The organism is Kordia algicida OT-1, assembly GCF_000154725.1.
GTDB lineage: Bacteria > Bacteroidota > Bacteroidia > Flavobacteriales > Flavobacteriaceae > Kordia > Kordia algicida.
Map to the genome: position 1 here is coordinate 5,024,826 of NZ_DS544873.1, position 8,304 is coordinate 5,033,129.

8 protein-coding genes are annotated in these 8,304 nt (G+C 32.2%); 4 read left to right on the forward strand and 4 right to left on the reverse strand.

The window, feature by feature from the left end; genetic code table 11:
* Positions 1–9 precede the first annotated feature (9 nt).
* From KAOT1_RS21640 to KAOT1_RS21655, 4 genes are all read left to right on the forward strand, one after another.
* The gene (locus KAOT1_RS21640; protein WP_007097054.1) at positions 10–1,956 is read left to right on the forward strand and encodes an OmpA family protein; all 1,947 of its coding nucleotides are present in this window, start codon (positions 10–12) and stop codon (positions 1,954–1,956) included.
* Positions 1,957–2,144: 188 nt separating this feature from the next.
* Positions 2,145–2,669 (forward strand): isopentenyl-diphosphate Delta-isomerase, encoded by a 525-nt coding sequence (gene idi, locus KAOT1_RS21645; protein ID WP_007097055.1) that lies wholly within the window; start codon positions 2,145–2,147, stop codon positions 2,667–2,669.
* Positions 2,666–3,076, forward strand: coding sequence for a 6-pyruvoyl trahydropterin synthase family protein (locus KAOT1_RS21650; RefSeq protein ID WP_007097056.1), 411 nt, complete (start codon positions 2,666–2,668; stop codon positions 3,074–3,076). The genes idi and KAOT1_RS21650 overlap by 4 nt, the downstream gene beginning before the upstream one ends.
* 3 nt (positions 3,077–3,079) lie before the next feature.
* A complete protein-coding gene (locus tag KAOT1_RS21655; RefSeq protein WP_007097057.1) occupies positions 3,080–4,054 on the forward strand; it encodes a type I phosphomannose isomerase catalytic subunit in 975 nt (324 codons plus the stop codon).
* Between the two features lie 611 nt (positions 4,055–4,665).
* Here KAOT1_RS21655 and KAOT1_RS21660 read toward each other — a convergent pair.
* From KAOT1_RS21660 to KAOT1_RS21675, 4 genes are all read right to left on the reverse strand, one after another.
* Positions 4,666–6,012: a hypothetical protein gene (locus KAOT1_RS21660; protein WP_007097058.1), complete on the reverse strand. Its 1,347-nt coding sequence runs from the start codon at positions 6,010–6,012 to the stop codon at positions 4,666–4,668.
* Between the two features lie 5 nt (positions 6,013–6,017).
* Positions 6,018–6,380 carry a hypothetical protein gene (locus tag KAOT1_RS21665; protein ID WP_007097059.1) on the reverse strand — a complete coding sequence of 121 codons (363 nt, stop codon included), beginning with the start codon at positions 6,378–6,380 and terminating at the stop codon, positions 6,018–6,020.
* A 90-nt stretch (positions 6,381–6,470) separates the two neighbouring features.
* Positions 6,471–7,235 carry a MerR family transcriptional regulator gene (locus KAOT1_RS21670; protein WP_007097060.1) on the reverse strand — a complete coding sequence of 255 codons (765 nt, stop codon included), beginning with the start codon at positions 7,233–7,235 and terminating at the stop codon, positions 6,471–6,473.
* 131 nt (positions 7,236–7,366) lie between these two features.
* Positions 7,367–8,020 (reverse strand): hypothetical protein, encoded by a 654-nt coding sequence (locus tag KAOT1_RS21675; protein ID WP_007092665.1) that lies wholly within the window; start codon positions 8,018–8,020, stop codon positions 7,367–7,369.
* Positions 8,021–8,304 lie beyond the last annotated feature (284 nt).

The following is an 8,304-nucleotide window of genomic DNA, read 5'->3' on the forward strand; positions in this document are numbered from 1 at the left end:
CCAATTATGATGACACGAACAAAATATCTCATATACACTGTAGTAAGTCTATTCGTACTTGTTAGCTATGCGCAAGAACGAAAACTTGACAAAGCAGATAAGAAATATGATAGCTATGCCTTCATCAACGCCATAGAAATCTATGAAGAAGTTGCAGAAGAAGGTTACAAATCCAAAGAACTTTTTGAAAAACTAGGAAATGCATACTATTACAATGCTGACTTAATCAACGCATCAAAATGGTATGGAGAGTTGTTCAAACTAGAAGAAGAAATTGCACCAGAATACTACTTTCGCTATGCACAAGCATTAAAAGCTGAAAAACGCTATGAGGAGTCAGACAAAATGATGCAAGAATTCAATAAACTGACAGGAAGCGACATTCGCGGAACAAAGTTTATGAATACGCGTAACTACCTAGATGAAATTGAAGAGCAATCTGGACGTTTTCGAATCACTAACTTAGGTGTCAACTCAAAATATTCAGACTTTGCACCTTCATTCTATCTAGAAAATAACTTAGTATTTTCTTCAGCAAGAGACACTGGAGTTGCTACACGAGCAAAACACAAATGGAATTCACGTCCGTTCCTAGACTTATACGGAGCAGAAGTTGCAGACAATGGAAGCTTATCAAACGTCGATAAATTTTCAAGCAAACTCAATACAAAATATCACGAATCTACAACAGTGTTTACCAAAGACGGAAACACCATGTATTTTACACGTAACAACTATTATAAAGGGAAATACAAAAAAGATCGTAAAGGAATCAACAAACTAAAAATATTTAGAGCAACTCGTGAAGGCAATCGTTGGACAAACATTGAAGAATTACCATTCAATAGTGATTTATACTCAGTAGCACATCCAGCGTTAAGCGTAGACGAGAAAAAACTCTACTTCGCTTCAGACATGCCTGGAACATTTGGACAATCAGATTTATTTGTAGTAGATATTAATGATGATGGAACCTTTGGCGAACCAAAAAACCTTGGAAAAGGAATCAACACAGAAGCTCGTGAAAACTTCCCGTTTGTAAGTCAAAACAATGAACTATACTTTTCATCAGATGGACACGTTGGTCTTGGTGGATTGGATATTTTTGTGATGCGACTTGATGACGAAGAACAAATCATATACAATGTTGGAGAACCTGTAAACAGTTCGGTAGACGATTTCTCGTTCATTATCAATACAAAAACCAAAAAAGGATACTTTGCGTCCAATCGTGATGGCGGGCAAGGTGATGATGATATCTATTCATTTCTTGAAACAAAATCAATTCAATGGACATGCGAGCAAGAAATTGCAGGTGTTGTAAAAGATGAAAAAACGAATGAAATCATTGCTGGTTCAAATGTAAAACTATTTGACAGAGACAATAATGAAATAGGAAACACTTACAGTGATGAACAAGGTAATTTTAGATTCTCAAACATTCTAGCTTGTGATGAAGTATACTTTGTAAGAGCTTCCAAAAAAGATTACAATTCAGCAGAAGCATTATTGCCAAAACAAGAAGATCCGGGACTTCGTGAAGTAACTTTACTACTTGAAAAAGAAGAAGTACCTTTTGAAATTGGAGACGATTTAGCAGTAACGCTAAACATTCCGATCATTTACTTTGACTTTGACAAATCGAACATTCGTCCTGACGCTGCCGCAGAACTTGCAAAAGTAATCGCAGTAATGAAAAAATACCCAACACTTAAAATTGACGTACGCTCACATACAGACAGTAGAGGAAGCGATTCTTACAACATGGCATTATCGCAACGTAGAAACCAATCTACACGCGATTATATCATTTCAAAAGGAATCGATGCAAGTCGTCTTACAGGTCGCGGATACGGAGAAACACGTCACGTAAACAAATGTAGTAATGGTGTAAAATGTAGTGAAGAAGAACACCAACTCAATAGACGAAGCGAATTTATTGTCGTAGAAAAATAACATCAACAAAAAAACATAACTCTAAGAACATCCTATAATTTCATAGGATGTTTTTTTATGTACATACCTCAGACTTTTCAATCCTTCAAGGAAAATCAAAAAACTTATGTTAATTTTAACTAAAAAATAGGAAACGACATCCAACTTCACAAAAAGCGATTTCGTAAATTTGTGTTCCAACAAAAAATATGACAAAAGAAAACGTAATCTTAGTAAATGAAAATGATGAGCAAATCGGTTTAATGGAAAAAATCGAAGCGCATGAAAAAGCATTGTTGCACAGAGCATTTTCAGTATTCATTCTCAATGACAAAGGCGAACTCATGTTGCAACAACGCGCCTTACACAAATACCATTCCCCAGGTTTATGGACAAATACCTGTTGTAGCCACCAACGTGACGGTGAAAGCAACATAAGCGCAGGTAAACGAAGACTGCAAGAAGAAATGGGTTTTGTTACCGAACTTGCGGAAGCAGTTTCGTTTATATACAAAGCGCCTTTTGATAACGGATTGACAGAACATGAATACGATCATGTAATGGTAGGAACGTACAACGACGAACCTACAATCAATCCAGACGAAGTAGCTTCGTGGAAATGGATGGATGTGCAAGCAGTAAAAGAAGATATTGCTGCAAATCCAGACGAATACACAGCTTGGTTTAAAATTATATTTGATAAATTTTACGAACACATAAAAGTTGATATATGAACGTTACCGTAAGTAGAAGAGCGCATTTCAATGCCGCACATAGATTATATCGACCAGATTGGGACGATGCAAAAAACAACGAAATATTTGGTAAATGCAACAACCCAAACTATCACGGACACAATTATGAATTAATTGTTAGTGTAACAGGACCCATAAATCCTGAAACTGGTTTTGTGATGGATGTAAAAGTGCTCAAAGATTTAATTCGTTCGGAAGTAGAAGATGCTTTCGATCATAAAAATTTGAACTTGGATGTTCCTGAATTTAAAAATCTAAATCCAACCGCAGAAAACATTGTTGTTGTCATTTGGAATAAACTCAGAACGCATATCAGCACTTCGTTAGATTTAGAAGTAGTCTTGTATGAAACGCCAAGAAACTTTGTAAAATATACAGGCGAATAGCACATGAAACTCTATCCTTTAAAATTCAAATCCATCTACAAAGAACGCATTTGGGGCGGAAACAAATTACAGTCACAGCTCAACAAAAACGTAACAGGTCATTCAATTGGCGAAAGCTGGGAAATCTCAGATGTAAAAGGCGAACCATCAGTCGTGGCAGAAGGAGAATTACAAGGGAAAACATTACAAGAACTTAGCAAAACCTTTCAAGAGCAATTGCTAGGAAAAAAAGTACATGACGCATTCGGAACAAAATTTCCGCTGCTCATCAAATACATAGACGCTAAAAGCGACTTATCCATTCAAGTACACCCAAATGACAAACTTGCCAAAGAACGTCACAATTCGTTCGGAAAAACGGAAATGTGGTATGTGATGCAAGCGGATAAAGGTGCGAAACTCATGGTGGGTTTCAATAAAGAAGTGACCAAAGAAGAATATCAAGAACATCTAAACAACAATACACTAACAGAAATTCTAAACTTTGAAGAAGTAAAAAAAGGAGATGTGTATTTTTTGCCTACGGGCAGAATTCACGCTATTGGTGGCGGAATCGTCTTAGCGGAAATACAACAAACTTCAGACATTACATACCGAATTTACGATTGGAATCGTGTGGATGCCAAAGGAAACGCTAGAGAATTACACACAGACTTAGCATTAGATGCGATCGATTACACAGTACACGAAAACTACAAAACGGAATATCAAGAAACGCAAAACGAAGTCACAACTATTGTTAATTGTCCGTACTTCACCACAAATCTCATTCCGTTTACGGGAACACTTTCATTAAATCACGCAGACAAAGATTCATTTGTCATTTACATGTGTGTCAAAGGAAACGTACGTTTTAAAACTCAAAACCATACAGAAACACTCAATTTTGGAGAAACATTACTATTGCCAGCTTCTATCAAAAATGTAACAATCCACACCGAAGAAACTTCAGAGCTTTTGGAAGTATATATTAGTTAGTATTGAGAATTAAGAATTGAGTATTGAGAAGTTTCAAAGGAAATACGGTGTAAACTTTAAACAGCTCCGCAAACAAGCTAAACAATTTAAAATTCAGCATTCAACACTCAGCATTTAAAAATAAGTCTAAAAGCAAAGCGATCTAATATCTAACAGCGCAGCGGTCTAATAGCGAAGCGATCTAAAAAAAGTATTGAGAATTTTCAAAGGAAACTCAGAGAAAAAAACCAAACGTCAGCGCGAGTATCCAAATTCGTGCCGACAAGAAAGCTAAAAACAAAAAACGAAAAGGCAAATAGACAAAAAAACAAAGCTCAAAAGTTTATAACTTTAACAACTTTGCCTATGATATAAAAAGTAATATAGAGAACTTAACTCACAACTCACAACTCACAACTCACAACTCACAACTCATAACTCACAACTCACAACTCACAACTCATAACTCACAACTCACAACTCACAACCCACAACTCACAACTTTTGATCTATTTTAAAAAACAAGTAAAAATCTGAAAATCAGATTTTTACTTGTTTAATGTTTGGATATAAAAATAAATTTTAATCGAAATTACAAAAAAGTATCTATTAAAAGTATCTTTTTGCCTGTTTTAAGAATCAAAAATTTGAAGTTCTTTAACAGCTCTATTAATTATTCTCTCATCGATATAATGTCTTTGTAGAATCTCATCAGAGGTATGAGAGGATAAAGATTTTGTATCTCCGCTTAGGGTCGAGTTTAGATAACTAAGGTATGTTTTTCTCAGGCATTTTAATTGCAAATCACGATCTGTATTAAGCTTTTTATAATAATGTGAAAAACCCTTCGATAGATTATTCATAATTGCAATTGTAGAAGTTTTTGAACGATCAGGAACTAAAATATAATTGTGACTTCCTTTATTTTCATTATACCCTAGTCTTAGCAATAACTTTAATAGGCTTTTGGTTACGGGAATAATTTTCGGGGCAACGTTATCATTGAATCCTTCTCCTTTTTGGCGTTGAACTTTCAAATTCGGAACTACAATATAGGTGGGTTCATTTTCAATTTCTTTAATCATATTCCATTTGAGTTCCACAATTTCCTCACGTCTACCACCTGTATGAAGTGCTAATTCAAAACCATCTTTTAAATAGGATTTATATCTATTTCTTTTAGTTTGCCCCTCATATACAATCCCATTTTCAGGGGATAAAATAGCTAACAAATCTTTGAATTCTTTTCCACTAATAGTTTCTTTTTTAACGGCAACTGTTCTTTTTCTAACATCTTCAAAAGGATTATAAATATTGAGTTTAAATTTTTTAATAGCCCATTTAAAAAAACCTTTTACCGAAGTCATTTTATTGTTATAGGTTTTATTACTGTATTGTTTATCGACTAACAAATGTGAATGAAAATAGCCAACATGCGTATCATTTATCATATCGACCAGCATTAATTTTTTATTAATCTTGTTTTTAGTAAGTGCTTCATTAAATAATAACAAGCTTCTTTTTACTTCATTTTTATAATGATCTGATCTATTGACTTTTTTATGGTCAGGGACACCAATATCATTCAAAAAATCAAGGTATCTGATCTGCGCATCAAATAAGTATACTCTTTTGTTTGTGTCATAAGGTAGTTCAGTAAAGGATAATTTCGCCTTAAATTCTTCTTCAAATGCTATTGCTTGTGTCACAGCTTCATTATAAGTTTCTGCATTTAAGGTATTGCTTATAATTCTTTGGTTTTGTCCAGGATAATGTAATCGACTTTTATAGCGATGTTTTTCTGGAGACTTACATCTTGATAGTTTTGATTTGCTCTTACCGCACTCAGGTTCTTTTCTAATTACTTTTCCGTTACCTTGCTTAACAGTAGTTTTAGTATATGAGAAGTATTTTTTGCACTCATTGCAGTAGAGAAATAATCCCTTATGTCTTTTGCTGGGTAATTTCTTTCTTTTCATATCCCTTAAGAATTAGCAAATGATTTTGCAGTATCAGACATCGGAGTAATGGTATTAGAAATTTTTCTAATATTTAATTCAGGATTATCTTCAAGAAGCATAAGATATCCAAATCGGTCATTGTCGATATAACACCTATAGAGTTCTTCCCATTTTTTCGGGTATTTTTTCTTTAGTTGTACAATCAAACTTTTATCAAGTTCCATATCTACTAAAAAGCGATGCACTACTGATTTATTACCGACAATTTGTATTTTGATGCCTACAGTCTCACACCAATTCTTTGCACTTCTAATCCCTCTCATTAGAAGAATTTCACTTAATTTTTTTAAGTCAATAAATTTTTCATCTGTTTTTTTAATTTGCATTTTAATTAAATTAATACACTTCCGTTTCTGCGGTCAGTGTATTAGTTTGGACTTATCAGGGAAGCCAGTTCCCATTTTTATTCTAAATTATTATGTACGCTCTTTAATTGTTCTTTTGATTTGAACAATTTTTCCACGTGCTTGTTTAATTTCAATATGTTGATAATCGTGACCTTTTAAGATATTCAAAATCCGTTCGCCATTAGAAACGATCTCTGTACTTTCTATGGTATCAATCTCGCCACCTTTCTTTATAATTTTCACAGATTCAAAGTTTTCAGATCGTAAGATCAATAGTACTTGAAGCTCATCTTTGCTGAGTCCTTTAAACTCATCTAGTGAAGGTTCTTCATATAGCGCTTCTATATTAAGTTTAATGAGTTGGTTAAGATTTAGGATTATATGATTTGTTAGTTTATTTGCTTGCATCTTATCAATGATTGCATAGGCATTTAAAACTTGTGTATTTCCATTTTCATCAATAATGATGTAAATCGGATTTGCACTTTTAAAAATCTCGATAATGGCTAGATTTAAGATTTCAATTTCTTCTCCCTTGTCCTGTTCATTTTCAATTATTTCATCAATGACTAATAGCTGATTTTTTATACTTATAATCTTTTCATTAGTAAAGCCAAACTTTTTCAATTCTTCGATGATGCCTATCCATAATATATCAACTAAACTGTATTTATTCCAACCTTTTTCAACAGGCTTGTAAAGTGGAATTAGCGATTCATTTTTCCAGACAAATAGTACTTGTGTGGAAACACCCGTGATAAATTTTGTGGGATAAATTTTTTTATTAAGCTTTTCATTAATAGTCGAAAAGCTTATTTTTTCTGTTTTTTTCACGATTTATTTAATTTTTTTTAAAAGTACACAAAAAAATCAAACCACTTTTATTTTTAACGTTAAAAATAAAAGTGGTTTGATTTTTATAAAATTAACTATCTGTTTATTAGCTAATTAAACAATTAATTTTTCTATTTCATTTTTTCAATTAATTTTTTTAAAGTTTTATTTTCGTTATCTTTTGAAATAATTAATTCATTATTTAATTTTTTGATGCTTTTTTCTAAAAAATCAATTTTTTCATTTAATTCGAGAATTCTTGTCTGATAATCCACTTTAATTATTTTCAAAATATTATAAAAAAATTGTGAAGCATCTTTTGGAAGTAATTTTGAAAATGTCCAGATAAGTGTATCAAGTTTAAAAGTTTTGGCTAATTGTTCATGCTCAAAACTTATAAAGTCTTCAATTTTATCAGTATCAAATTTGATATCTTCTTCTTTAAATTTTTCCTTCCCAAGCGCTATCTTTTTCTTCTGTTTGTGAGCTGGTAAAAAATTATTTAAGTCGTATGTAAACTCAGTATTTTCATGGTAGAAGTAATTCATATCCACATTATACTCTTTTGCAAAATTTATAAGGGCTTTGTGTGTTATATGATTTTTTCCTTTGCTAACTCTTGAGATAAGTCCCATACTTTGGGGATAGATTAGTTTATTAATACCGTTGTAGCTATCAGGTTTAATTCCTGCACTTTTAGAATCTTTGACTATTTGATCGATGGCTTTTATAAAAAGCTCATCAATTTTAATGATTTGATTTTTTTTAGGGTAGTTTTTTTCCATAAATAAAAGGTTTATTTTCAATAGTTACTGAAAATTTTAAGGTTTAGGTACATTTCACATAAAAGTTATTCAATTATTTTTGGTAAAATTTAGTTGTTTTTATTTATATTTGGTCGTGTTTGTCATCAAATATAATAAAATTTAGGTAAAATTTATATAAAAGTTTGGTTAATTTTTAGTTTAATTTATACAAAAGTTTGTTAATTTTTTATATAAAGTTTGGCGAAGTTTGCTATAAAGTTTGTTCTAATTTATACAAAACTTTGTTAACATTTATAAGAGTT